Below are 21,803 nucleotides of genomic sequence, written 5' to 3'. Positions count from 1 at the left end.
ACCGGCGCCCGCACGGTCAGGTGACGGGCTTGCGGGGCAGCAGGAGGCCGAGGAGCAGGGCCAAGGCCGTCAAGGCCAGGGCACAGAAGAAGGTGCGGCCGTAGGCGGCCGACTGGCCGGCGGTGGTCGCGGGGTGGGTGGCGAGCTGGTGTTGCAGGACGCCGGCGAGCACGCCGGTGCCGAAGGATCCGCCGAGTTGCTGGGCGGTCCTGGTGGTCGTGCTCGCATGTGGGATGCGCGTACGATCGAGGCCCTGGAAGGCGCCGACCATGATGGCCATGTTGGCCGCACTCATTCCGAGGCCCCGCACCACCAGCGCGGTGGCCAGGACAAGGGCACTGGTGTGCGGGCCGGCGAGAGCGAAAGGCAGCGTGCCCACTGCGGTCAGGGCGGCGCCGGCCAGCACGATGGGCCGTGGGCCCAAGCGGTCGGTGAGACCTGCGAATCCGCGGGCCAGCAGGCTGCCGAGTCCCTGCGGGATCAGCATCAGGCCGGTGGCGACGACGCTCTGGCCGCGTACTTGCTGGTAGTAGAGCGGGAGCAGCAGCATCGACCCGTACAGCGCGAGCCCGGAGACGAACAGCAGAGCCACCGACGCGCGGAACGAGCCGATCCGGAACAGCCGCAGGTCGATCAGCGGGTTCGCGGCACGCAGGGACCGGTGTCCGAACGCGGCCGCGAGCACCGCGCCGGCGGCCACCGGCACCAGCACGGCGACGTGCGCGAAGCCTCCCACATCTCCTCCCCGGGCCAGGCCGTATACGAGGGCGGCCACCGCGGGCGAGAGCAGGAGCAGGCCGGTCACGTCGAGGCCGGTCACGTCGACCGGCGGGGCGTCCGGCAGCCACAGCCAGGCCAGCGCCGCCGCCGCCAGGCAGACGGGAACGTTGACGAAGAAGATCCACCGCCAGCTGAGGTGGTCGGCGATCAGACCGCCGATGACCGGACCGAGGATCGGCCCCACCAGGGCGGGCAAGGTGACGACGGCCATCAGCCGGCCCAGCGCACGCCCGTTCGCGGCTCGTATGAGCAGGGTCTGCAGGGTCGGCAGCATCAGGCCGCCGCCGACGCCCTGCAGGATGCGGAAGGCGATCAGCGAGCCGATGTTCCAGGCCAGGCCGCACAGGAGCGAACCGGCCAGGAACAGCAGCAGCGCGGCCAGCCACAGCCGCCTGCCGCCGAAGCGATCCACGGCCCACCCGCTGACGGGTATGACCATCGCCACTGCCAGCAGGTAGCCGGTGCTCACCCATTGGAGATCCGACACCCGCGCGGTCAGGTCCCGCCCCAGCGTGTGCAGGACCACGGTGACGATGGTGCTGTCCAGCAGGGGCGCCACCGCTCCGACGACGAGGATCCAGGCCAGCCTGACCACTTCCGGGTCGAGCCGTTCAGCCCGTGTTTCCGTACTCATTTCCACCCCCATAAGAGACGTGACGTCTCCAATAAGGAGGGTAAGCTTCAACAACAAGAGACGCAACGTCTCTAATGGAGGAATGAATGTCGCAGCAGGCCGACAAACGGCGCAGGCGTGGCACGGTGCTGGAGGAAACGATCCTGCAGGCCGCCTGGGAAGAGCTGACCTCCGTCGGCTACGCCCGCCTGACCATGGAGGGCGTGGCCGCCCGGGCGCGCACCGGCAAGCAGGTCCTCTACCGGCGCTGGCACAACCGCGCCGAACTCGTCATCGCGGCCATCCGCCAGACCACCGGCTCCATCACCGACCAGATCCCCGACACCGGCGAGCTACGCGGCGACGTCGTGGCCGTACTGCGCCGGATGGCCCAGCGCCTGCGCGACCTCGGCCCGGACGTCATCCACGGTCTCATGGCCGAGGCCGCCGATCTCGACCCCGCGTTCTTCGCCGTCATGAAAGACGTGATGGCGAGCATCGTGGAGCGCGCCGCCGCCAGAGGCGAGATCGGATCAGCGCGGCTGAGCCCCAGGGTCGTCTCGCTGCCCGTCGACCTCCTGCGCCACGAGATGCTCCTGACCCGCGTGCCTCTCTCCGACGAGACGATCTTCCAGATCGTGGACGAGGTGTTCATCCCGCTCGTCCGCACCGCGTCCGCCGGGACTCAGCGCCGCGAGTGCCTCTGGTAGTAGCGGGCCACGCGGGCCCGGTTGCCGCAGCGGGCGGCCGAGCACCAGCGGCGGCGCGGATGGGCGGGCAGGAAGAGCATGACGCAGTCGTGGGCCTCGCATGGGCGGATCCGGGTGACCGCGGGGTCGGCCAGGAGGTCGGCGGCGGACTCGGAGAGCCAGGCGGCCAGGCGCCGCCCGGGAGGCCCGGTGCGCCGGCGGGCGGCGGTGATCGCGGTGCCGTCCCAGGCCAGCTCGCGGATCGCGGGCGCGGCGAGCTGAGCCTCGTTGAGCGCCTGGAGCGCGGCCGGGGGTGGCTGCTCGCCGTGGCGGGCGTGCTCGATCGCGACGCAGATGTGCTCTCGTACGGCATGCACGGCGGCCAGGTCGGCCGCCGTGCATCCCTCCGCCGGCTCGGCGAGCCGGTCCTGCTGCAAGACCAGCCACGCCCGCAGATCGGCAGGCGTGGCGAGGAGGTCGGCCGGGGCGCCTGCGACGTGCGGGCGGGTGTTGACCAGGTCCAGCGCCAGCGGCTCACCGGTCAGCGGGACGAGATCGCTCATGCCCCTAATGCTACCTCGGCAAGTTGACGCATTAGACGGCCGCACGCTAGAACTAATGCATAAATCCGCCAAGGAGGCATGTGAAATGACGTTTCCCGCTGTCGCCCGCATCGTCCACCGCCACGTCGACGTCGACGGCGTGCGGGTCTTCTACCGGGAGTCGCTCCCCGACCGCTCCGACGCCCCGGTGGCGCTGCTGCTGCACGGTTTCCCGTCGGCCTCGCACCAGTACCGGCGGCTCATCGACGCCCTCGGCACCCGCTACCGGCTGATCGCGCCCGACTATCCCGGCTTCGGCCACACCGAGGCGCCGGACGGCTTCGCCTACAGCTTCGACCGGCTCGCGGACATCACCGAAGGCTTCGTCGAGCGGCTCGGGCTGACCCGCTTCGTCATGTACGTCTTCGACTTCGGCGCCCCGGTCGGCTTCCGCCTGGCCGAGCGGCACCCCCACCGGATCGCCGGGCTCATCGTCCAGAACGGCAACGCCTACGCCGAGGGCCTGTCGGATGCCGCCCGCGCCTTCATCGCCCTCCGCCCGGACACCCCAGGCGCCGAAGACGCCATCCGCGACCTGCTCACCCTGCCCGGAACCCGCGGCCAGTACGAGAGCGGCGTCCGCGACCCCGAGCTGATCGCGCCCGACGGCTGGACGCTCGACCAGCACTTCCTCGACCGGCCCGGACGCAAGCAGGCCCAGGTCGCGCTGGCCTTCGACTACCACTCCAACGTGGAGCGCTATCCCGCCTGGCAGGCCTGGCTGCGCGAGCACACCCCGCCCACGCTCATCACCTGGGGCCGCGACGACCCGTTCTTCCCCGAGCCCGGAGCCCGCGCCTACCTGCGCGACCTGCCCGACGCCGAGCTCCATCTCCTCGACACCGGCCACTTCGCCCTCGAAGACCAGCTCCCCGAGATCGCCCCGCTCGTCGCCGGATTCCTCGACCGCGTCTGGGACGGAAGCACGCGCTAGCCGAGAGCTCGTTCAGCGGCCGGGCACCGGAACATGTGCGACTACCAGCCCGCCTGACAGCGCTACAACGGCGCCGGCAGCGCGCGGGAGATGGCGCGGGCGCTGGTGCGCACCAGCGACGCCAGCGTGTGGGGGGCGACGCCGCCATGGTGCACGACGAGGGACACCGCGGCGACGACGTCGCCTCGGGCGTCGTGGATGGGTGCCGCGACCGACACGGCGTCCATGGTGACCTGGCGGTCGCTGATCGCGTAACCGCGGGCGCGGGTGTCGGCGAGCGCGGCGCGCAGCTGGTGCGGAGTGACGAGCGTACGTTCGGTGTAGCGCTTGATGGGCCCGGCCAGGACCTGTTCCCGCACGTCGGCGGGAGCGTGGGCGAGCAGGACGAGCCCGACGCCGGTGGCGGTGAGCGCGAAGCGGCCGCCGACCCGGGTGAGCACCGGAACGGCCTTGCTGCCCGCGATCCGCTCGACGAACACGACCTCGGTGCCTTCCCGCACCGCCAGCTGCACGTTCTCCCTGGTCACCTGCGACAGGTCCTCCAGGAACGGCAGCGCGGCCTCGCGCAGGCCGAGGCCACGCGGGGCGAGCGAGCCGATTTCCCACAGGCGCAGGCCGATGTGGTAGCAACCGGCCGGATCCCGCTCCAGCGCACCCCAGGCCACCAGGTCCGCCGCCAGCCGGTGCGCGGTGGAGACGGGCAGCCCGGAGTGCCGGGACAGCTCGCTGAGTGTCAGCGCCCGCCGGTCGGGGGTGAACGCCGCGAGGATCTGCAGCGCCCGGGCCACGACCGGCCCCGTCCGCTCGGCCACTTGCGTCGGCATCGCGACTCCTGGAGGTCAGAGATCGAGGACCAGCTTCGGACAGGCGGCGCGGGAGACGCAGATGAACATGGTGTCGTTCGCCGCTCTCTCGCCGGGGGTGAGGAGCGAGTCGCGGTGGTCCACCGTGCCCGCGAGCACGGCGGTCTCGCAGGTGCCGCAGGTGCCCTCGCGGCACGAGGACAGGATCTGTACGCCTGCCTCCTCCACGACCTCGAGGATCGAGCGCTCCGGCGGCACGGTGCAGGTCAGGCCGGTGGCCGCCAGCTCTACCTCGAAGGACTCGGTCCGTACCGGGTCGCCCGCGTCCTTGGGGGTGAAGCGCTCCATGTGGAGCGGGCGCCCGGCGCAGCGCTGCTCGACGGCGTCCAGCAGCGGGGCGGGGCCGCAGCAGTAGACGAGAGTGCCGGGCGGCTCCTCCGCCAGGAGAGCGTCGAGGTCGAGCAGGCCGTGTTCGTCCTGCGGCCGCAGGATCACCCGGTCTCCGTGGGCCGCTCGGAGCTCGCGGGCGAAGGCCATCGACGCCGCCGTACGGCCGCCGTAGACCAGCTTCCACTGCGCGCCGGCGGCCGCGGCGACCATGGGGAGGATGGGCGTGATCCCGATCCCGCCGGCGATGAACAGGTAGCGGGGCGCCGGCTGGAGGGGGAAGTGGTTGCGGGGTCCGCGGGCCAGGACCACGGTGCCCGGGTGGAGCGCGTCGTGCACGTACGCCGAGCCGCCCCGGCCGTCCGGCTCCCGCAGGACGGCGATGCGCCAGGTGGCGCGGTCGGCCGGGTCGCCGCACAGCGAGTACTGGCGTACGAGGTCGCCGGCCAGGACGAGGTCGATGTGCGCGCCGGGGGTCCAGGCGGGCAGCTCGGCTCCGTCCGGGTCGCGCAGGTCGAGTGCGACGACCCCGTCGGCGGCCTGTTCGCGGGCGTGGACGACGAGCTTGCGGTCGGCTCCGGAGGTCGCGGTCATCGTGCCGCTCCCGCGCCGGACAGGACCGCCGGCTCCGGCACGTCCTGGAGGGTGTGGCCGATCGGGTGGGCGAGCAGCCACTCCCACACTTCGATGGGACCCTCGGCGACCTGCGTGGCGCCGCAGTGGCAGGTGCCCTGCAGCAGGTCGCTGCCCGGCAGCCACACCACCCGGAACACCTCGCGACCGGCGAGCATGTGCGTGGGCTCCATGGCGATCATGAGCGTGACGCCATGGCGCTCTGCCCGGCCAGCTTGGCCAGCATCCGCCGGGCCGCCAGCCCGCCGGTGTCGATGTTGATCGACAGCTCCTGGTAGCCCGCGGGCTCGGTCGCGATCACCTGTTCCAGGACGTCGAGCGCCTCGACGTCCTGCAGCACGACGGTGCGGTTCTGCTCGGCGAGGAAGTCCGACACGCCCTGGTCGCCGAGGGCGAAGTCGCGGGCCACGGCCCAGAAGTCGTGCGTGGTGTGCTCGGTCTCGGGCGTGATGGCGTAGACGACCTCGACGTGGAAGGCGTCCGGGTCGCTGCCGTCGGCGTTCGGCAGCACGCCGAGCGGCGCGATCCGCGAGTGCAGCTTGTACAGGCATGGCGGGGTGTACTCGATGTCCTGCCAGCGCATGATCCGCCCGGTCAGCCCGGTGGACTTGGCGTAGAACGGCGGGCACTCGGCGTCGTCCATGTGCCTGCTGACGTAGACGATCCCGGCCTCCTCGTCCACCTCGGTGGTGATCGGGGTGGAGGCCACCTCCGGGGTGCCGATGTAGCCGCCGTGCAGGTACGTCTCGTGCGACAGGTCGAGCAGGTTGTCCACCAGCAGCCCGAAGCGCGCCTTCAGCGGCTCCATCCCGGAGACCGTGGTGTAGTCCGGCGATTCCAGCCAGGGCGCCCGCGGGATGCGGGCCGCGTCGGCCTTGGCCGGATCGCCGATCCAGACCCAGACGAACGAGTCCTGCTCGACGACCGGGTAGCTCTTCAGCCGGGCGGTGCGCGGCACCCGGCTCTGGCCGGGGACGGCCACGCAGACGCCGTCGGCGCCGTAGGTGAAGCCGTGGTAGCCGCACACCACCTGGTCGCCGACCAGGCGGCTCGGCGCCTGCGAGAGCGGGAAGCGGCGGTGCACGCAGCGGTCCGACATGGCCGTGACCCCGCCGTCCCGGGTCCGCCAGAACAGGATCGACTCACCGCAGACGGTACGGCTGAACAGCTCCTGGCCGATCTCGCGTCCGTACGCGGCGACGTACCACTGATCTTGGGGGATGGTCGACATCGGTCGGCTCCTTCGATAGTCCGGGGATGACAACGATGGTGACCTGGGTCACGTGGGCGGCGGAACGACGTTTCCCGGATGCCGGAAAGCGAATGCTAGAAGCGGAGCACCGGCTTGATGGTGGCGCCGGAGACGATGTCGCCGACCGCGCCCTGGATGTCCTCGAACTTGTAGTGCCTGATCAGGCGGTCGATCGGGAGCCGCCCCTCGGACACCAGCGCCGCGAGCACCGGGATCAGCGACTCGGTCTCGCTGTCGCCCAGCGTCAGGCCCACCACCGTGCGGCCCGGCAGCATGAAGTTGACGTCCACGGGGATGGCCGAGCCGAAGGGCGGGGCGCCGACCAGCACCGCGGTGCCCCGGGCGGCGAGCACGCCGACGGCGGCGCCCGCGACCGCCAGGTTGCCCGTCGTCTCGACCACGCCGTCGGCGCCCTGGCCGCCGGTGATCTCGGCGATCGCCTCGGCGAGGTCGGCCGTGGTGGTGTCGACGGTGTGGGTGGCGCCGAGCTCACGGGCCAGCTCCAGCCGGGCGGGGACCCGGTCGACCACGATGACGCGGGTGGCCGGGGTGAGCCGGGCGGCCATGACCGCGGACAGACCGACCGCGCCCGCCCCGGTCACGAGAAGGGTGGCGCCGGGACGGGGGCGCAGGACATTCCATACCGCCCCGGCGCCGGTCTGCACGCCGCAGCCGAGCGGCGCCAGCAGGTCGAGCGGCGCGTCGGCGGGCACCTTGACCAGGCTGCGCTCGTCGACGAGGGCGTGCCTGGCGAAGGAGGACTGGCCGAAGAAGTGCCCGCCGATCGGCGCGCCGTCCTTCGTCACGGTGGGCGAGCCGTCCGCGCGGGCGCCGCCGAGCAGGTTCAGCGGCAGCCACGCCGCGCAGTACGCGGGGTGCCCGTCCCGGCAGTTGGCGCACCTCCCGCACGAGGTGAACGAGAGCAGCACCTGGTCGCCGGGACCGACCCGGGTCACCGCGGAGCCGACCGCCTCCACGACGCCCGCACCCTCGTGGCCGAGGACTCCGGGCAGCGGGAACGGCAGGCCGCCGGCGGCGACTCCCAGATCGGTGTGGCAGATGCCGGCGGCGACCATCCGCACCAGCACCTCGTCCGGGCGCGGATCGGCCAGTTCGACCTCGGTCAGGTGGAAGCCCGCGCCCGCGGACTCGACGACGGCTGCTGATGTGGTGGTCATGGCTTACCTCTCAAAGGGCGATGACGACGGACTTGACCTTGGTGTACGACTCCAGCGCCTCGGGCCCGTACTCCCGCCCGTAGCCGGACTGCTTGACACCGCCGAAGGGGATCGCCGGGTCGAGCATCGCCCAGTCGTTCACCCAGACGATGCCTGCCTCCAGCCGCGCGGCCACGCGGTGGGCGCGGGCCAGGTCGGTGGTCTGCAGGCCTGCCGCCAGCCCGTACGGCGTGCCGTTGGCCATGGCCACGGCCTCGTCCTCGGTGTCGAAGGGCTGCACCGTCAGGACCGGGCCGAAGATCTCCTCCTGCACGACGCGGGAAGCGTCGTCGAGGCCGGCGATGACCGTCGGCTTGTAGAAGTAGCCGCCGCCGAGGTCCAGGCGCTCGCCTCCGGTGACGATCCGGCCGCCCTCTTCCGTGGCGAGCCGGACGTACTCCTCGACCTTGGCGAGATGCCGCTCTGCGGCCATGGGGCCCACGACGGTCGCCGGGTCGAAGGGGTCGCCGACCGGCACTCCGGCGACGGCGCCCGCCAGGATCTCCAGGACGGTGTCGTAGAGCGAGCGGTGGACGAGCAGGCGCGGCCCGCCCATGCAGAACTGGCCGGTGTTGAAGACGAAGCCCTTGATGACCGAGCCGATCGCCTTGTCCAGGTCGGCGTCCTCGAACACGATCTGCGCGGCGTTGCCGCCCAGCTCCATCGTGACGGGCTTGAGCGCCTCTCCCGCGGTGGCGGCCGCGTACCGGCCGACCGCGGTCGAGCCGGTGAAGGCGATCTTGTCGATTCCGGGGTGGCTCAGCAGCGCCTTGCCCACTTCGGCGCCGCCGCCGGTGACCACGTTCAGCACGCCGTCCGGCACCCCGGCCTCGGCCAGGATCTCCGCCATCAGCAGGGCGCTGAGCGGGGTGTCCTCGGCGGGCTTGTGCACCACGGCGTTGCCCGCGGCGAGCGCCGCGGCGATCTTCGTGCTGCTGAGGATCAGCGGGAAGTTGAACGGCGTGATCGCGCCGACCACGCCGAGCGGCTCGCGGCGGGTGTAGGCGTGTGAGGGGATCGGGATGTGCCGGGTCGCGCCCTGGATGCTCTGCGCGAGCCCCGAGTAGTACTCGTAGATCTCGGCGGTCGTGGCCACGTCGACGGCGCGGCACAGGCTCACCGGCTTGCCGACGTCGACGCTCTCCACCGCGACGATCTCGTCCTCACGCCGCCGGATGATGTCGGCGACGCGGTGCAGGATGCGGGCCCGCTCGCGGCCGGACGTCTGCGCCCACGCGCCGAACGCCTTGCGCGCGGCCGCCACCGCCGCGTCCACGTCGGAGGCGTCGGCCTCGGCGACGGTGGTGATCACTTTCCCGGTTGACGGGTCGGTGACGTCCCTTCTGCCCTTGGCGTTCGCCTCGCACCACTGGCCGTCGATGAACAGCTTGCCCGGCTCGATGTGCGGCCGGCCCACGGCCGGGACGTTCCCTACCTCGGAGTCGGTCATGGCCCGCTCGCCTTCTCGGTGCGTTCGCTTGCCGCACCGTACTGATCCTGGTCACGCGACTGCGACCAACAGGTTTCCTGATAATTACGCCCCCGTAGCGCAGAATGCAAGAGGGCTGCCACAATCAGGAAACCTGACTGTGAATGCAAAGGAGACCACGTGCCACGCACAGCGCCCAGCGGCGCCCGGCCCACTGACACCACGAGCCCGCGCCCGTCGCTGCTGTACGTCGTGAAACAGATCGAGCTGGCCGCGCGGTCCCGGATGGACGAGCTGCTCAAGCCGGCCGGCATCACCGCGCTGCAGTACACCGCGCTCACCGTGCTCCGTCGCCGGGACGGGCTCAGCTCCGCGCAGCTGGCCCGCAACTCGTTCGTCACCGCCCAGTCCATGGCCGACATGATCACCTCGCTCGAGCGGCGGGGCCTGATCTCCCGCCGCCGCGACCCGGCGAACCGCCGCGCCCTGCTGATCAGCCTCACCGACGCGGGCCATGAGCTGCTCACGGCCTACGACGAGGAGATGGACGCGCTGGAGGCGCGGATGCTCTCCGGCCTCACCCAGCCGCAGCGCCGTGACCTGGAGACCTACCTCAACCGCTGCCGGACGGCCCTGTCCGACCTGCCCCCGCACTGATGCGAGCGGCAGGCCGGCCGTTCGTCAGGACAGGGACAGGTCGCGGAGTTTGAGTTTCTGGATCTTGCCTGAGCCCGTCTTCGGCAGGTCCTCGACGAAGGTGACGTAGCGGGGGACCTTGTATTTCGCCAGGCGGGCGAGCAGGAAGTCGCGAAGCTCCTCCCCCGTGACGGCATGCCCGGCGCGGGCGACCACGAAGGCACGCCCGGTCTCGCCCCACGTCGCGTCCGGCACGCCGATCACCGCCGCCTCGGCCACCGCCGGATGCTCGAAGATCGCCGCCTCCACCTCCGCGGGATAGACGTTCTCACCGCCGGAGATGTACATGTCCTTGACCCGGTCCACGATGTACAGGTAGCCCTCCTCGTCGAGGGTGGCGACGTCGCCGGAGCGGAACCAGCCGCCTTCGGCGAAGGCCGCGGCGGTGGCCCCCGGATCGTTCCAGTAGCCGGGGGTGACGTTCGGACCCTGGATGAGGACCTCGCCGGGCTCGCCGGGCGAGGCGTCGGCGAGGTCCGGCCGGACGACCCGGACGTTGGCGAAGAGGACCGGCACGCCCGCCGAGCCGACCTTGCGGGTGCTCTGGCCGGCTTCCAGGAAGGTCGCCCCCGGGGAGGTCTCGGTGAGCCCGTACCCCTGGCAGAACACCAGCCCCCGCTCCTGGTAGGTGCGGATCAGAGCCGGTGGGATCGCCGCTCCCCCGGACATCAGCGTGCGCAGTGAGGACAGGTCCGCGCCGTCCCAGCGCGGCGAGCGGGCGAACGCGGCGAACATCGTGGTGACGCCGAACATCCACGTGACGCCGTGCTTCTCGATGAGGTCGTAGCAGGCGTCCACGTCCCACGACGGCATGATGACCGAGCAGCCGCCCTTGGCGAAGGTCGGCAGCAGCGTCTGGTTCAACGCCGCGACGTGGAACAGCGGGGCGCTGATCAGCGTCGTCTCGTCGCCGGCCACGTCGACCCCGATGAGCATGTTGAAGGTGTTCCACATCAGGTTGGCGTGGCTGAGCATGGCGCCCTTGGGACGGCCGGTGGTGCCCGAGGTGTACAGGATGAGAGCGATGTCGTCGCGCTCCACCGGCACGTCGATGGGTGCGAGCTCCGTGGCGTCGCCCTGCGCGAGCCAGCTCTCGTAATCCTCGAGCGCCACGATCTCGTCCAGCGCCGAGGCGCCGGAGAGCGACTGGACCACGCCGGCGCACTGCGGCGCGTAGACCAGGATCTTCGCGCCGCAGTGACCCAGCATGTAGTCGATCTCGGGCGCCGCGAGCCGGAAGTTCAGCGGGACGAAGATCCCGCCGAGCACGTGCGTGGCGAACATGGTCTCGGCGAACGCGGTGTGGTTCGGGCCGAGGTAGGCGACCCGGTCCCCGGCTCGCACGCCGCTGTCCCGCAGCCGCGCCGCCACCCTCGTGACCCTCTCGTGGACCTCGGAGTACGTCAGCGAGCGGTCGTCGAAGACGAAGGCCGTGCGGTCCGGCGTCAGCTGGGCCCGCCGCGCAGGCCAGCCGCCTATCCCGGAGTTCTGCATGGGGTTGCCCCTCCTGTCAGGACGAGATGGTTGTCTTGGGGGCTCCGGTGACGCCGGGGGCCGTCTCCGCGGCCAGGTCACCGCGACTGGTCTCCTTGAGCGCCAGCGTGCAGGCCACGGCCAGCAGGCAGCAGGCGGCGATGACCGAGGAGACCACGAGGGTTCCGCCGCCGCCGCTCCGAGCTCCGGCGGCCTGGATCTGGGCGAAGATCACGGGGGCCAGCCCCGCGCCGAGCCCGGCGAGCTGATATCCGAGCGACGCGCCGGTGTAGCGGGAGCGGGTGCTGAAGAGCTCAGTGTAGAGGGCGGCCAGCGGACCGTACATCAGCGGATGGATGACCGACTGGCCGAGCACGAGCGCCACGGTGAGCAGCACGGCGCTGCCGCTGTCCACCATCGGGAACAGGGCGAACGCGAACACCGCCATGATCAGCGCGCCGGTGATGACGACCGGGCGCCGCCCGATCCGGTCCGACAGTGCCGACCAGCCGAGGATGCCGAGCACGGCCAGCGCCGAGGAGAGCGTCAGCCCGTTCAGCACGATCTGCCGCTCGAATCCGGCCTGCACGCCGTACGCGATGAGGAACGTGGTGAGCGTGCCCTGCGCCACGAAGGCGGCCAGCCCCACGCCGATCCCGAGCAGGAGTGTCCTGGGGTGGCCGCGCAGGACGTCCATCAGCGGGGTCCGGGACACCGGCTCCTTGACGGCGGCGCTGAACACCGGGGTCTCCTCCACCCGTGTCCTGACGAACAGGCCGATCGCGAGCAGCACGATGCTGATCAGGAACGGGATCCGCCACCCCCACGCCAGGAAGGCGTCGTTGCCCAGCACGGCGGCGGTGCCGCTCAGCGCGCCCGTGGACAGCACCATGCCGAACGGCGCCCCCGCGTTGGTGAAGCTCGCCCAAAGGCCGCGGCGGGCGGTGGCGTGCTCTGCGGACATCAGCACCGCACCGCCCCACTCGCCGCCGACCGCGACCCCCTGCACGAGCCTGAGCAGCACGAGCGCGATCGGCGCGAGCACGCCGGCCTGCTCGTACGTGGGCAGCACCCCGATGAGGAAGCTGGCCACACCCATCAGGACCATGGTCAGCACCAGCATCCGCTTGCGGCCCAGCCGGTCGCCGAAGTGGCCGAAGACCACGCCGCCGATCGGCCTGGCCAGATAGCCGGTGGCGAACGTGCCCAGGCTGGCCACCGTGGCGGCCAGGGGGTCGAGGTTGGAGAAGAAGACCTTGCCGAACACGACGGCGGAGGCCGTGGCGTACAGGAGGAAGTCGTAGTACTCGATGACGCTGCCGAGGAAGCTGGAGGCGACCGCGCGGCGCAGCTGGACGGGGTTCGACATGAGCGGGGGGCTCCTCACATCAGGAGGGTCAGGCGTAGTGCCGGTAGACGGCACGGGCGACGCACGCGGGCTTGGCCGCGCCGTCGATCTCCACGGTGAAGTCGAGCAGCATCTGGACGCCGTCGCCGGGGACGTCCTCGACCTCGGCGACCTTCGCGGCGAGGCGGATCTTGGCGCCGACGCGTACGGGGCTGGGGAAGCGGACCTTTTCCAGGCCGTAGTTGATGCTCATCTTCATGCCCTGGATGTCCAGCAGCTCGTTGAACAGGGGGATGAGGAGGGAGAGGGTCAGGTAGCCGTGCGCGATCGTGCCGCCGAACGGCCCGTCCTTGGCCTTGTCCGGATCCACGTGGATCCACTGGTGGTCGTTCGTGGCGTCGGCGAAGGTGTTCACCCGCTCCTGGGTGATCTCGAGCCAGTCGCTGTGACCGAGGTCCTGCCCGGCCAGCGCCTTCAGCTCGTCCAGGCCGTGCGCGGTGGTGGTCATGACAGCTACTCCTTGGGGGTCAGGCCGAGCAGGCGTACGGCGTTGTCTTTGAGGATCTTGGGCCGGACCTCGGGCTTGATGTCGAGCTTGGCGAAGTCCGCCAGCCAGCGATCGGGGGTGATCACCGGATAGTCGGACCCGAAGAGCACCTTGTCCTTCAGCAGCGTGTTGGCGTACCGGACGAGCTGCGGCGGGAAGTATTTCGGCGACCAGCCGGACAGGTCGATGTACACGTACGGCTTGTGCGTGGCGACCGCGAGCGCCTCGTCCTGCCACGGGAACGAGGGGTGGGCCAGCACGATCCGCAACTCGGGGAAGTCCACGGCCACGTCGTCGACCAGCATGGGGTTGGAGTGCCGCAGCCGGATGCCGCCCCCGCCGGGTACGCCCGCGCCGATGCCGGTCTGGCCGGTGTGGAACAGGGCGACCGCGCCCAGTTCCTCGATCACCTCGTACAGCGGGTACGCCATCGCGTCGTTGGGATCGAAGCCCTGGATGCTCGGGTGGAACTTGAACCCGCGCACACCGTGCTCCTCCACCAGCCTGCGTGCCTCCCGCGCGCCCGCCCGGCCCTTCCACGGGTCGATGCTGGCGAACGGGATGAGCACATCGGGGTGTTCGGCGCAGCTCTCGGCGATCTCCTCGTTGGAGATACGGGGATGGCCGGTGGCGTGCTCGGCGTCCACGGTGAACACCACCGCCGCCATGCTCCGCTCCCGGTAGTAGGCGGCCATCTGGGCGATGGTCGGCCGCTCGTGCGAGCCGAAATACTCCTCCGAGGCGCCGAACAGCGCCGGGCTGAGCGAGCCGTGGCCGTCTTTGGAGACCTCGGCGTGGGTGTGGACGTCGATCGCGACCAGCCCGTCAGTGTCCATCCCTGGGTCCATCCCTGGGTCCATCCCTGGGTCCATGTCAGGCTCCCTTGGGGGCGGGGATGCCGTACGTCTCCGGCTCGGCGCCCACCGTGGAGTCCCAGGAGGCGGCGATGGCGTCGGCGCTCCAGCCGCCGTCGGCGTACGCGACGGCCTTCTCGGCCGGGTGCGACCAGAGGGCCAGCTTGTCGCCGCCGATGCCGACGGCCTGCCCGGTCACCGCGGCGGAGGAGTCGGACGCCAGGTAGACGATGAGCCCGGCCACGTCCTCGACCGTGCCGAGGCCCTCGTCCTTGCGCAGCCACTCCGGCAGCGGGCCGCCGGTGCGCTCGGCCTCCTCCAGGGTCGGCGCGAAGGCGGGAATGGTCTTGGTCATCTCGGTGGCCGCGACCGGCACGACGGCGTTCACCGTGATGTTCGACCGGGCCAGCTCCAGCGCCCAGGTGCGGGCCATCGCCACGATGCCGGCCTTGGCGGCGGCGTAGTTCGTCTGGCCGAAGTTGCCGCGCTGGCCGGCCGGCGAGGAGATGAGGATCAGGCGGCCGCCCTCACCCTGCTCGCGCATGCGTACGGCGGCGGCGCGGGCGCACGTGAACGTGCCGCGCAGGTGGACCTCGACGACCGCGTCGAACTCCTCGTCGGACATCTTCCACAGCACCCGGTCGCGCAGGATGCCGGCGTTGGTGACCAGCACGTCGAGCCGGCCGAACTCCTTGACCGCGGTGTCCACCAGCCGCTGGGCGACCTCGCTCCCGCCGACCGCGCCAGGGGCGGCCACGGCCTTGCCGCCCCCGTCCGCGATCGCGGAGGCGACCTGGGCGGCCACTTCAGGGTCCACGTCGTTGACGACGACCGCCGCACCGGCGGCGGCCAGAGCCTCGGCGTACGCCCGGCCGAGACCGCGACCGGCCCCGGTGACCACGGCCACCTTGCCCGACAAATCCATCTATTCCACCCCAAAACGCCACAGACTCCATCGACGTCGTCAATGTAAGGCACATTTGTGACCCAGGTCAAAGTTCTGCCCAACATCGGCCTCACAAAGACGATATCCTCTACGTTGGGCATTTTTTCGACCTACGTCAAGAGTTTGCCCTGCGTCTCTGCTCCCTCTACGCTCTGTGCTGTGAAGCGCCAGGATGGGCAGGACCAGCCGCAGGTGCCGGCGGCGCGCCCACAGTCCCTGATGTTCAGCTTTCTCGGCATCTACGTGCTGGGACGCGACACGGCGGTCTACTCGGGCAGCGTCATCGACGTCTTCGCCCGGCTGGGCGTCTCGGAGGAGGCGGTGCGCTCCACGCTCACCCGCATGGCCAAGCGCAACCTGCTGGCCAGGCACCGGCAGGGCAAGAAGGTCTACTTCGGGCTCACCCCGCACGCCACCGAGGTGCTCGACGACGGGCGCCGGCATGTCTGGGAGACCGGCGCGGTCAACCGCGACTGGGACGGCACCTGGACGCTCGTCGGCTTCTCCCTGCCGGGCAGCGAGCGCAGCACCCGCCACGACCTGCGCTCCCAGCTCATCTGGGCCGGGTTCGGACTGCTGCAGGGCGGGTTGTGGATCGCGCCGGGCACCAAGGACGTCGAAACCATGCTCGCCCCGCTCGGGCTGGGCGACAACATCACCGTGCTCCAGGCGCGGGCGCTCAAGCCGACCGAGTCGGCCGACCTGGTCCACAAGGCGTTCGACACCGACCAGATCGCCGAACGCTACCGGGCCTTCCTCGACCGCTGGGACACCCCGGACCCGCTCCCGGCCGCCGTCGACGACCTGGCCAGGCAGTTGCTCCTGCACACCGACTGGCTCCAGCTCGTCCGCCAGGACCCGCGCCTCCCGGCCGAGCACCTGCCCGCCGACTGGCCGGCGATCCGCGCCGAGAAGCTGTTCCACGCGCTGGCCGGCCGATACGACCCCAGCGCCGCGACGCTCGCCCGGGCGATCCTCGACGAGCTGCCGCTACGTCCCTAGCCCTCGCCTGATCGGCTCCGCGCCGCGCGCCGCCCGTGCCGGTGCCGCCGCCCTCGCCTGCCGTGCCGGCGCCGCCGCCCCTGCCTGCCGTGACGTAGGGCTGCCGAACCGGGCGCGCCCCGGGTAAGCATGGGGACGCGCCGGTGGCGGTGGCGTTTAGCCCGCCTGCTCGGCGGCGCGCAACACTGCGACGCCCGAGGGCGGCAGGGTGACGATGCCGGCGGCCGCGCCTGACGGGTCGAGCGCGTCGGTCCACTCGCCCCCGAGGGCGATGTCGTGCTTGTCGCCGGTGTGGTTCAGCAGGATCAGGAAGCGGCGTCCGGGTCCGGTGCGGACGCTCGCCTGGACCCCGGAGGGCAGCCCCTCGACGACCGGGGTCACCCCCGCTTCGGCGAGCGCCCGGCCGAGCACCGCCCGCATGGTCGCCGCGTCGAGGCGGGTCGAGAGGTAGCGGGCCACTCCCTCGCCGAACTGGTGCCTGGTCACGGCCGGGCGACCGGCCCAATCAGCGGCGTCGAACGCCAGCTCGGGCTCGGCGCCGGCCGGCCGCAGGTCCTCGCGCCACAGGTCGGCGACCCCTTCGAGGTGCGAGAGCGCCCCGCAGCCCCGTACGGGGAACGTCTCGTGCTCGGCCGCCGGGCAGAACTCCTCGACCCGCACCCCGAGGACCTCACGCAGCGGCGCGGGATATCCGCCCAGGTGGACCCGGTCGTGCTCGTCCACGATCCCGCTGAAGAAGGAGACGACCAGCGCGCCGCCGCCGGCGACGTACGCCGAGACGCGCTCCGCGTCCGCGCTCGACAGCAGGTACAGGTTCGGCACGACGACGAGCGCGTATCCGGTCAGATCAGCCGAAGGCGGCACCACGTCCACACCGGCGCCGAGGTCGAACAGGGGGCCGTAGTGGTCGAGCAGGCGGTCCTGGTGGCGTACGCCGTCCGAGGGGTGGGAGTCGAGCTCGAGCGCCCACCAGTTGTTCCAGTCGAGCAGGATCGCCACCTGGTTGCGGATCCGCGTCCCGACCAGGTCGGGCACCGAGGCCAGCTCCCGCCCGAGCGCCGCGATCTCGCGGTGGATCCGGCTGTCGGCTCCCGTGTGCGGCACCATGCCCGAGTGGAACTTCTCGGCGCCGCCGCGGGACTGCCGCCACTGGAAGTACAGGATCGCGTCGGCGCCGTGCGCGACCGCCTGCCAGCTCCACAGCCGCATCTGGCCGGGCTGCTTGATCGCGTTCCTGGCCCGCCAGTTCACCGCGCTCGGCGCCTGCTCCATCAGAATCCACGGGTCCCCGCCACCGGCGCCGCGCACCGTGTCGTACAGCAGCCCCGGGGCGAGGTGCGGCTGCTCGTCGTGGGGGTCGGGGTAGGAGTCGACCGCCACCACGTCCAGCCGCGGCGCCCAGTCGAAGACGTCCACGGCCTTCAGCCCGCCCAGGAAGTTCGTGGTGATCGGCACCTCGGGGGTGATCCGCCGCAGGATGTCCGCCTCCAGCTCGAAGCAGCCGCGCAGCGCCTCGTTGCTGAAGCGCATGTAGTCGAGCTGCTGGGCCGGATTGGGGTACGTCGGAGCCACGCGCGGCGGGCGGATGTGGTCGAAGGAGGCGTAACGCTGCGACCAGAAGTCCGTCGACCAGGCGTCGTTCAGCGCCTCGATGTCGCCGCCGTACCGTTCGCGCAGCCAGCGGCGGAAGTCGTCCGCCGACACCTCGCAGTAGCAGGCGGCGATGTGGCAGCCGTACTCGTTGCCGACGTGCCAGAGTCCGAGGGCCGGGTGGCCGCGGTAGTGCGTGGCCAGCCGCTCGACCAGCAGCGCGGCGCGTTCCCTGTAGACCGGGCTGGACGGGCAGTAGTGCTGCCGCCCGCCGGGGCCGAGCACGGTCCCGTCCGCGGTGACCGGCAGGATCTCCGGGTGCTCGTGGACGAGCCACGGCGGCGGCGAGGCCGTCATGGTGGCGAGATCGGCGGTGATGCCGTGCCCGTGCAGGTCGTCCAGGACCTGGTCGAAGAAGGAGAAGTCGTACGCGCCGCGCGCGGGCTCCACGCGGGCCCAGGCGAACACCCCGACGGTGACGAGATTGACCCGGGCCTCGGCCATGAGGCGCAGGTCCTCCGCCCTGATCTCGGCCGGCCACTGCTCGGGGTTGTAGTCGCCGCCGAAGGCCACGCCGCCGAGCCGGCGCCAGAACCGGTCGCCCGGGGACGGGTCGCCGGCAGTCCCGGAGACCGGCGTGACATCGCGAGGTACGGCGTTCATTGTCGGCGCGGCGGCCTCGGCAGGCGAGGTGGCCGCTCCTCCCTTCCGCGTTGCAGACATGGTGGAGCTGGTCGGATCGGTGGAACCGGGTGAAACGACGGGATCAGCCTGATGGCGGCGCGGCGGTGCTCTCCCTGACGATCAGCTCCGGGGCGACGAAAGCGGTGACGGAAGGGGCCGCGCCGCCCTCGATCGTGCCGATCATGAGCGACACGATCCGCTCGGCCACCACGTCGAAGTCCTGGCGGACGGTGGTGAGCGGCGGGGAGAGGTAGGCCGACTCGTCGAGGTCGTCGAACCCGGCGATGCTGACGTCCTCGGGGATGCGGTGTCCCGCCTGGATGAACGCGCGCATCACGCCGAGGGCCATCTGGTCGTTGGCGGCGAAGATCGCCGTCACGCCGGGCCGCTGCGCCAGGACGCGGCCGGCCGCGTATCCGCTTGCCGCGCTCCAGTCGCCGAACAGCACCTGGGGCACCGTGGCGCCCGCCTCCTTGAGCGTCGAGTGCCACGACTCCGCCCTGCGCTGGGCGGCATAGGAGTCCTCGGGCCCGGCGACGTGCCAGACCGTCTCGTGGCCGAGGGCGAGCAGGTGGCGGGTGACGAGCCGGGCGCCGAGGGCCTGGTCGGTGTCGACCATGGGATGGCGGTGGCTGACGTCGCCGTCGGCCATCACGACCGGCACGCCCGGCGGCAGGCGCAGCGCCGGAGTGTCCAGGATCTGCGCCTCGATGAGCACGATGCCGTCGACCGCCTGCATCGTGAGCTGGTCGAACGCCTCGTGCACGGCCCGCTCGGTCTGCGACTCGATGGCGATCATGTTGACGGTGTAGCCGGCGCGCTGCGCCACCCTCGTGATGGAGTCGACGGTGCGGGCGTTGCCGAAGTTGCCGAGCCCGAAGCTGATCAGGCCCAGGGTGCGGAACTGGCCGGTGACCAGGGCGCGGGCGGCGGTGTTGGGCCGGTATCCGAGCATGCGCATGGCCGACAGCACGCGCTGGCGGGTCTCTTCTTCCACATTGCTGCGGTTGTTGGCGACCCGGGAGACCGTCTGGCTGGAGACCCCGGCCATCGCGGCGACGTCGGCCATGGACGGCCGCCTGCGCGAGCGCCGCCCCGCGGCGGTTTCCTGGGTCGCCCCGTCCACTGTCACCTCTGGTCGTCGTCCGATGGGCTCGTTGTCCGTGCCAACTCTCGCACGATGTTTACGTGAACATAGCCCATCCGTCAATGGCGCCCGCCATCACCAGGCACCATGCGACAAACAGTGATAAAACCGGCATTCAGGTTAACTTTGGGTTACCTATTGACATGATCTGGCCGTGAGTCAAGACTACGAGGCGTCTTAAGCATGTTTGCGTAAACACACGATCAACGCGACGTCCGCGCCGACCATGGCACGGTGACGCAGGTAGTAGCGCGGTTCATCGGCCGCCGATGCCCCGACAAGGAGAGTGCAGTGCCAGTCTTCGTGGCAGCGCGAACATCGCCACGCAGGAGCACGGGATGACCGCGCCCGCCGGCCTCGCCCGGCCGTTCCTCCGCCTGCGCGTCACCGGCTACGCCTTCTTCCTGCCGTTCTTCGTGGTCTTCCTGGTGACGGTGGTCGCGCCGCTGGCGTACGCGATCTACCTGAGCTTCTTCCAGGAACGCATGATCGGCGGCACGGTCTTCGCCGGGCTGGCCAACTACACCCGCGCCATCGGCGACGCGCTGTTCGGCGCCGGCCTGCTGCGCGTCGCGCTCTTCCTGGTCGTGCAGGTGCCGATCATGTTGCTCATCGCCCTGGGATGCGCGCTCGCGATCGACAGCGGCAGGCTGCGCTGGCCGTCGCTGTTCCGCATCTCGATCTTCATGCCGTACGCCGTGCCGGCCGTGGTGGCGGCCCTCATGTGGGGCTACATGTACGGCGACCAGTTCGGCCTGGTGGGCCAGATCGGCGACGCCCTCGGCGTCACCGCGCCCGACCTGCTGTCGCGCTCCTGGATGCTCACCTCCATCGGCAACATGGTGACCTGGGAGTTCGTCGGCTACAACATGATCATCTTGTACGCCGCGCTGCGGGCCATACCGGAGGAGCTCTACGAGGCCGCCGAGATGGACGGGGCGGGGGCCATCCGCATCGCCTGGAGCATCAAGCTGCCCGCCCTGCGCCCCGCGCTGCTCGTGGCGACGATCTTCTCGATCATCGGCAGCTTCCAGCTCTTCAACGAGCCGAACATCCTCCAGAAACTCGCACCCGCGGTGATCTCGACGGGTTACACGCCCAACATGTACGCCTACAACCTCGCGTTCAACGGTCAGCAGATCAACTACTCGGCCGCCGTGGCCGTGGTGCTCGGCCTGGTCACCGTCGTGGTGGCGTACGTGGTGCAGATCATCACGGCGAGAAGGGAGAAGACGCTGTGACGGCCGTAGCCGAGACGAGCCCCGCCACACGCCGGCGGGCCGCGCACCGATCTCCCAGCGCCAAGCGCCGGGGCAAGAGCCTCACCCTCACCGCGATCATGGTGGTGATGTTCGCGTACGCGATCCTGCCGCTGTTCTGGCTGCTGGCCAACGCCAGCAAGACCAGCGGGGACCTGTTCTCGACCTTCGGGCTCTGGTTCGGCGGGGACTTCAACCTGTTCGCCAACATCGGCGACACGCTGAGCTACAACAACGGCATCTTCGTGCGCTGGTTCGGCAACACCGTGCTCTACTCCGTGGTGGGCGCGGGCGGGGCCGCCCTGCTGGCCACCCTCGGCGGGTATGCCCTGGCGAAGTACGACTTCCCGGGCCGCAAGCTGCTGTTCGCGATGGTGCTCGGCGGGATCTCCATCCCGGGGACGGCCCTCGCGGTGCCGACGTACCTGCTGTTCAGCCAGGCCGGGATCGTCGACACCCCGTGGGCGGTGCTCATCCCGGCACTGTGCAGCCCGTTCGGCCTCTACCTCATGCGGGTCTACGCGGCCGACGCGGTGCCCGACTCGATCCTGGAGTCGGCCCGCATCGACGGGGCCGGCGAGTTCAGGATCTTCCGCACCATCGCGCTGCGGCTGCTCGCCCCCGGCTTCGTCACGGTCCTCCTCTTCTCGCTGGTCGCGACCTGGAACAACTATTTCCTGCCGCTGATCGTGCTGAACACGCCGGACTGGTTCCCGCTCACCGTCGGGCTCAGCCAGTGGAACAGCCAGGCCAACAGCGGCACCTCCGGCGCCGGTGACGCCACGTACACCCTCATCCTGACCGGCAGCCTGCTGTCGATCGTGCCTTTGATCATCGCCTTCCTGGTGCTCCAGCGGTTCTGGCAGTCGGGCCTCGCCACCGGAAGCGTCAAGCAGTAACCCTCCCCGTGAATTCCCC

General features: G+C 70.9%; 21 protein-coding genes. 6 read left to right on the top strand and 15 right to left on the bottom strand.

Annotation, left to right across the window (positions count from 1 at the left end; all coding sequences use genetic code 11):
- Positions 1 to 16: 16 nt before the first annotated feature.
- Positions 17 to 1,414: an MDR family MFS transporter gene (locus tag ACTMTI_RS03110; RefSeq protein WP_441118044.1), complete on the bottom strand. Its 1,398-nt coding sequence runs from the start codon at positions 1,412 to 1,414 to the stop codon at positions 17 to 19.
- An 86-nt stretch (positions 1,415 to 1,500) separates the two neighbouring features.
- Between ACTMTI_RS03110 and ACTMTI_RS03105 the strand changes: the two genes are divergently transcribed.
- On the top strand, positions 1,501 to 2,103 hold the full coding sequence (locus ACTMTI_RS03105) for a TetR/AcrR family transcriptional regulator (RefSeq protein ID WP_441118043.1): 603 nt from the start codon (positions 1,501 to 1,503) through the stop codon (positions 2,101 to 2,103).
- Here ACTMTI_RS03105 and ACTMTI_RS03100 read toward each other — a convergent pair.
- Positions 2,079 to 2,645, bottom strand: coding sequence for a CGNR zinc finger domain-containing protein (locus ACTMTI_RS03100; RefSeq protein ID WP_441118042.1), 567 nt, complete (start codon positions 2,643 to 2,645; stop codon positions 2,079 to 2,081). The genes ACTMTI_RS03105 and ACTMTI_RS03100 overlap by 25 nt on opposite strands.
- A gap of 85 nt (positions 2,646 to 2,730) precedes the next feature.
- Here ACTMTI_RS03100 and ACTMTI_RS03095 point away from each other — a divergent pair, with 85 nt between their 5' ends.
- The gene (locus ACTMTI_RS03095; protein WP_441118041.1) at positions 2,731 to 3,618 is read left to right on the top strand and encodes an alpha/beta fold hydrolase; all 888 of its coding nucleotides are present in this window, start codon (positions 2,731 to 2,733) and stop codon (positions 3,616 to 3,618) included.
- Positions 3,619 to 3,680: 62 nt separating this feature from the next.
- Here the strand turns inward: ACTMTI_RS03095 and ACTMTI_RS03090 are convergent, their stop codons facing one another.
- From ACTMTI_RS03090 to ACTMTI_RS03065, 6 genes are all read right to left on the bottom strand, one after another.
- A complete protein-coding gene (locus tag ACTMTI_RS03090) occupies positions 3,681 to 4,442 on the bottom strand; it encodes an IclR family transcriptional regulator (protein ID WP_441118040.1) in 762 nt (253 codons plus the stop codon).
- A 15-nt stretch (positions 4,443 to 4,457) separates the two neighbouring features.
- Positions 4,458 to 5,402 (bottom strand): PDR/VanB family oxidoreductase, encoded by a 945-nt coding sequence (locus ACTMTI_RS03085; protein WP_441118039.1) that lies wholly within the window; start codon positions 5,400 to 5,402, stop codon positions 4,458 to 4,460.
- Positions 5,399 to 5,623, bottom strand: a complete 225-nt coding sequence (locus ACTMTI_RS03080) for a hypothetical protein (protein WP_441118038.1) — start codon at positions 5,621 to 5,623, stop codon at positions 5,399 to 5,401. Before ACTMTI_RS03080 ends, ACTMTI_RS03085 begins: the two co-directional genes overlap by 4 nt.
- Entirely contained in the window at positions 5,620 to 6,672 is a 1,053-nt protein-coding gene (locus tag ACTMTI_RS03075) for a Rieske 2Fe-2S domain-containing protein (protein ID WP_441118037.1), read from the bottom strand. Before ACTMTI_RS03075 ends, ACTMTI_RS03080 begins: the two co-directional genes overlap by 4 nt.
- A gap of 95 nt (positions 6,673 to 6,767) precedes the next feature.
- Entirely contained in the window at positions 6,768 to 7,871 is a 1,104-nt protein-coding gene (locus tag ACTMTI_RS03070) for an NAD(P)-dependent alcohol dehydrogenase (RefSeq protein ID WP_441118036.1), read from the bottom strand.
- A gap of 10 nt (positions 7,872 to 7,881) precedes the next feature.
- Positions 7,882 to 9,360: an aldehyde dehydrogenase family protein gene (locus ACTMTI_RS03065; RefSeq protein WP_441118035.1), complete on the bottom strand. Its 1,479-nt coding sequence runs from the start codon at positions 9,358 to 9,360 to the stop codon at positions 7,882 to 7,884.
- A 159-nt stretch (positions 9,361 to 9,519) separates the two neighbouring features.
- On the opposite strand from ACTMTI_RS03065, the gene ACTMTI_RS03060 reads away from it, so the two are divergent.
- Positions 9,520 to 9,996 carry a MarR family winged helix-turn-helix transcriptional regulator gene (locus tag ACTMTI_RS03060; RefSeq protein ID WP_441118034.1) on the top strand — a complete coding sequence of 159 codons (477 nt, stop codon included), beginning with the start codon at positions 9,520 to 9,522 and terminating at the stop codon, positions 9,994 to 9,996.
- Positions 9,997 to 10,020: 24 nt separating this feature from the next.
- Here the strand turns inward: ACTMTI_RS03060 and ACTMTI_RS03055 are convergent, their stop codons facing one another.
- Genes ACTMTI_RS03055 through ACTMTI_RS03035 form a run of 5 tightly spaced genes read right to left on the bottom strand, consistent with a single transcriptional unit; the run spans position 10,021 to position 15,182 of the window.
- Positions 10,021 to 11,529: an acyl-CoA synthetase gene (locus tag ACTMTI_RS03055; RefSeq protein WP_441118033.1), complete on the bottom strand. Its 1,509-nt coding sequence runs from the start codon at positions 11,527 to 11,529 to the stop codon at positions 10,021 to 10,023.
- A 16-nt stretch (positions 11,530 to 11,545) separates the two neighbouring features.
- The gene (locus tag ACTMTI_RS03050) at positions 11,546 to 12,877 is read right to left on the bottom strand and encodes an MFS transporter (protein ID WP_441118032.1); all 1,332 of its coding nucleotides are present in this window, start codon (positions 12,875 to 12,877) and stop codon (positions 11,546 to 11,548) included.
- A 28-nt stretch (positions 12,878 to 12,905) separates the two neighbouring features.
- On the bottom strand, positions 12,906 to 13,364 hold the full coding sequence (locus ACTMTI_RS03045; RefSeq protein ID WP_441118031.1) for a MaoC family dehydratase: 459 nt from the start codon (positions 13,362 to 13,364) through the stop codon (positions 12,906 to 12,908).
- 5 nt (positions 13,365 to 13,369) lie between these two features.
- Positions 13,370 to 14,239: an amidohydrolase family protein gene (locus ACTMTI_RS03040; RefSeq protein WP_441118030.1), complete on the bottom strand. Its 870-nt coding sequence runs from the start codon at positions 14,237 to 14,239 to the stop codon at positions 13,370 to 13,372.
- A 37-nt stretch (positions 14,240 to 14,276) separates the two neighbouring features.
- Positions 14,277 to 15,182 carry an SDR family oxidoreductase gene (locus tag ACTMTI_RS03035; protein ID WP_441118029.1) on the bottom strand — a complete coding sequence of 302 codons (906 nt, stop codon included), beginning with the start codon at positions 15,180 to 15,182 and terminating at the stop codon, positions 14,277 to 14,279.
- A 180-nt stretch (positions 15,183 to 15,362) separates the two neighbouring features.
- Between ACTMTI_RS03035 and ACTMTI_RS03030 the strand changes: the two genes are divergently transcribed.
- Positions 15,363 to 16,205, top strand: coding sequence for a PaaX family transcriptional regulator (locus tag ACTMTI_RS03030; protein WP_441118028.1), 843 nt, complete (start codon positions 15,363 to 15,365; stop codon positions 16,203 to 16,205).
- A 156-nt stretch (positions 16,206 to 16,361) separates the two neighbouring features.
- On the opposite strand, the gene ACTMTI_RS03025 is transcribed toward ACTMTI_RS03030, so the two are convergent.
- Both ACTMTI_RS03025 and ACTMTI_RS03020 read right to left on the bottom strand, forming a co-directional pair.
- Positions 16,362 to 18,518 (bottom strand): beta-galactosidase, encoded by a 2,157-nt coding sequence (locus ACTMTI_RS03025; protein WP_441118027.1) that lies wholly within the window; start codon positions 18,516 to 18,518, stop codon positions 16,362 to 16,364.
- A gap of 43 nt (positions 18,519 to 18,561) precedes the next feature.
- A complete protein-coding gene (locus ACTMTI_RS03020; RefSeq protein WP_441118026.1) occupies positions 18,562 to 19,605 on the bottom strand; it encodes a LacI family DNA-binding transcriptional regulator in 1,044 nt (347 codons plus the stop codon).
- Positions 19,606 to 19,964: 359 nt separating this feature from the next.
- Here ACTMTI_RS03020 and ACTMTI_RS03015 point away from each other — a divergent pair, with 359 nt between their 5' ends.
- Together ACTMTI_RS03015 and ACTMTI_RS03010 are read left to right on the top strand one after the other, a co-directional pair.
- Positions 19,965 to 20,867, top strand: a complete 903-nt coding sequence (locus ACTMTI_RS03015) for a carbohydrate ABC transporter permease (RefSeq protein ID WP_441118025.1) — start codon at positions 19,965 to 19,967, stop codon at positions 20,865 to 20,867.
- On the top strand, positions 20,864 to 21,784 hold the full coding sequence (locus tag ACTMTI_RS03010; protein ID WP_441118024.1) for a carbohydrate ABC transporter permease: 921 nt from the start codon (positions 20,864 to 20,866) through the stop codon (positions 21,782 to 21,784). The genes ACTMTI_RS03015 and ACTMTI_RS03010 overlap by 4 nt, the downstream gene beginning before the upstream one ends.
- Positions 21,785 to 21,803 lie beyond the last annotated feature (19 nt).

Source organism: Nonomuraea sp. H19 (assembly GCF_052068215.1).
In the GTDB taxonomy this organism is placed as follows: Bacteria; Actinomycetota; Actinomycetes; order Streptosporangiales; family Streptosporangiaceae; genus Nonomuraea.
This window is presented reverse-complemented; position numbering and strand designations above follow the sequence as displayed.

Coding starts and splice junctions, on each gene's coding strand:
- ACTMTI_RS03100 (WP_441118042.1), bottom strand. CDS start 2,645: ATGAGCGATCTCGTCCCGCTGACCGGTGAGCCGCTGGCGCTGGACCTG.
- ACTMTI_RS03095 (WP_441118041.1), top strand. CDS start 2,731: ATGACGTTTCCCGCTGTCGCCCGCATCGTCCACCGCCACGTCGACGTC.
- ACTMTI_RS03075 (WP_441118037.1), bottom strand. CDS start 6,672: ATGTCGACCATCCCCCAAGATCAGTGGTACGTCGCCGCGTACGGACGC.
- ACTMTI_RS03035 (WP_441118029.1), bottom strand. CDS start 15,182: ATGGATTTGTCGGGCAAGGTGGCCGTGGTCACCGGGGCCGGTCGCGGT.
- ACTMTI_RS03050 (WP_441118032.1), bottom strand. CDS start 12,877: ATGTCGAACCCCGTCCAGCTGCGCCGCGCGGTCGCCTCCAGCTTCCTC.
- ACTMTI_RS03040 (WP_441118030.1), bottom strand. CDS start 14,239: ATGGACACTGACGGGCTGGTCGCGATCGACGTCCACACCCACGCCGAG.
- ACTMTI_RS03025 (WP_441118027.1), bottom strand. CDS start 18,518: ATGTCTGCAACGCGGAAGGGAGGAGCGGCCACCTCGCCTGCCGAGGCC.
- ACTMTI_RS03080 (WP_441118038.1), bottom strand. CDS start 5,623: ATGATCGCCATGGAGCCCACGCACATGCTCGCCGGTCGCGAGGTGTTC.
- ACTMTI_RS03045 (WP_441118031.1), bottom strand. CDS start 13,364: ATGACCACCACCGCGCACGGCCTGGACGAGCTGAAGGCGCTGGCCGGG.
- ACTMTI_RS03085 (WP_441118039.1), bottom strand. CDS start 5,402: ATGACCGCGACCTCCGGAGCCGACCGCAAGCTCGTCGTCCACGCCCGC.
- ACTMTI_RS03015 (WP_441118025.1), top strand. CDS start 19,965: ATGACCGCGCCCGCCGGCCTCGCCCGGCCGTTCCTCCGCCTGCGCGTC.
- ACTMTI_RS03065 (WP_441118035.1), bottom strand. CDS start 9,360: ATGACCGACTCCGAGGTAGGGAACGTCCCGGCCGTGGGCCGGCCGCAC.
- ACTMTI_RS03055 (WP_441118033.1), bottom strand. CDS start 11,529: ATGCAGAACTCCGGGATAGGCGGCTGGCCTGCGCGGCGGGCCCAGCTG.
- ACTMTI_RS03105 (WP_441118043.1), top strand. CDS start 1,501: ATGTCGCAGCAGGCCGACAAACGGCGCAGGCGTGGCACGGTGCTGGAG.
- ACTMTI_RS03110 (WP_441118044.1), bottom strand. CDS start 1,414: ATGAGTACGGAAACACGGGCTGAACGGCTCGACCCGGAAGTGGTCAGG.
- ACTMTI_RS03090 (WP_441118040.1), bottom strand. CDS start 4,442: ATGCCGACGCAAGTGGCCGAGCGGACGGGGCCGGTCGTGGCCCGGGCG.
- ACTMTI_RS03070 (WP_441118036.1), bottom strand. CDS start 7,871: ATGACCACCACATCAGCAGCCGTCGTCGAGTCCGCGGGCGCGGGCTTC.